Source organism: Mycobacterium sp., from assembly GCF_050701675.1.
Lineage (GTDB): Bacteria > Actinomycetota > Actinomycetes > Mycobacteriales > Mycobacteriaceae > Mycobacterium.
Genome location: NZ_JBOGDD010001167.1, coordinates 1 through 1,631 on the forward strand (window position 1 = coordinate 1; position 1,631 = coordinate 1,631).

The following is a 1,631-nucleotide window of genomic DNA, read 5'->3' on the forward strand; positions in this document are numbered from 1 at the left end:
AAATAGCATTCCCTGTCGTTGAGCGCGAGCCTCAACGACAGGGAATGCTATTTCGGCGAGAAGGTAGGGCCGTTCAGCGGAGGCGCAACGCCCGGATGGCCGGCGCGGTCGAGGCGGCCAGCAGTGCGGCCGTGTCCGGCGGGTAGCAGACGTCGATGACCGCCGACGGCGGGAAGCGATACGGGCGACCCTGCACCAGGCCGGCGAATTGCTTTCGCAGGCGCGACATCTCGGCCCGCACGGTGACCACACGGGACCGGTCGCCGTACAGGTCGTCGGCGAGCTCAGGGGCCGAGCGACCGTCGCGGTTCGTGGCGAGGATGAGCAGGATCTCGGCGTGCCGCGGCGAGATGTTCCTGCGCCAGCAGCCGAACTGACCAACCATCTCGAGTGACGGCGCTGTCGAATCGCGAAGGTCGAGCGTCACGCGGGAGAGACCGGGAGTGGCGTCGTCGCCGATGGGCCGTACCAGCCAGCCGCCGGGCAGCAGCTCGACCTCGCACATGCCAAGCGGCGGTATCCACGCGCGCCCCGGCCCGGTCTGCTCCGGCAGCAGGATCCTGTTGTGCAGCGGCAGGGAGTCCACCGCCGCCACCCAGCCGTCGTGATCGACCGCGAGCGCGGGCGCGTCGACCCTGGCCAGAATGGGCGCAGCCACCGACCGCAACCGGTTCAGCGTGCGGTCGTGTTGTTCGCGCAGCCGTGACTCCGCGAGCCGGGCGACCACGTCGACCAGTGCCACCGTCGTCGGGTGCACGGTGGCCGCGGGACCCGAGACGTCGACGACTCCGATGACCTGCCCGGTCCGCGGGTCCTTGATCGGCGCACCGGCACACGTCCACGGGTGGTGGCTGCGCTGGTAATGCTCGGCGGAGAACACCTGCACCGCCCGGTTCGAGGCCAGAGCGGTTCCGATGGCGTTGGTGCCGACGGCGTTCTCACCCCAGTGCGCGCCCTCGATGAAGCCGAGCCGGTCGGCGTGGTTGAGCACCGACGCCGAGCCGCTGCGCCAGAGCACCCGACCCCGCGCGTCGGCGATGACGAGGATGTTGTCCCCCTCGGCGATCAGCGATTCGAGGTTGCGCGACACCTCGTCGAGAACCGCAAGCAGACCGGAGGACCGCCGGAGCATCTCGAGACCTGCGAGCTCCACCACGGGGGCCGCGAGACGGTCGGGGGCGATGCCGTTGGCCATCATCCGCTGCCAGGAGTCCTGGATCACCGCGCGCGGACGTGCAGGCGCCCTGGTGCCCGCCATCGTCGCGTCGTACACCGCCGACATCAGCCGGGCGTAGTGACGCGGGTCCTCGCCGACCGCGACGGCCGGTTCGGGAACGGTTGGTACTTGCATCACTGCCGATTGTGCTCCCGATCACAGTCGAACGCCATCAGCGCGCAGAGATCTTGCTCTTCGCGCAAGCGCTCATCGGAAGACGAGCCCCCCGTCGATCAGTCCAGCCTGCCCGGTCATGTAGTCGGCGTCGGGGCCCGCCAGGTACGAGACGAAGCCGGCCACGTCGTCGGGCGTCTCGGCACGACCGAGGGCGATGCCGCCAACGAACTTGTCGTACGTCTCGCCCTCTGCCGCGCCCGTCAGTTCGGCGAACCGCTTGTCGATCTCCACCCACATG

At 69.5% G+C, this 1,631-nt stretch carries 2 protein-coding genes; both read right to left on the reverse strand.

Translation table 11 applies throughout. From position 1 onward, the window contains the following. Nucleotides 1-73: 73 nt before the first annotated feature. Nucleotides 74-1,351, reverse strand: a complete 1,278-nt coding sequence (locus ACRDUX_RS36140) for a helix-turn-helix domain-containing protein (protein ID WP_526421547.1) — start codon at nucleotides 1,349-1,351, stop codon at nucleotides 74-76. Between the two features lie 72 nt (nucleotides 1,352-1,423). Then, the coding region (locus ACRDUX_RS36145) for an SDR family oxidoreductase (RefSeq protein WP_526421549.1) at nucleotides 1,424-1,631 on the reverse strand (208 nt) is incomplete at its 5' end.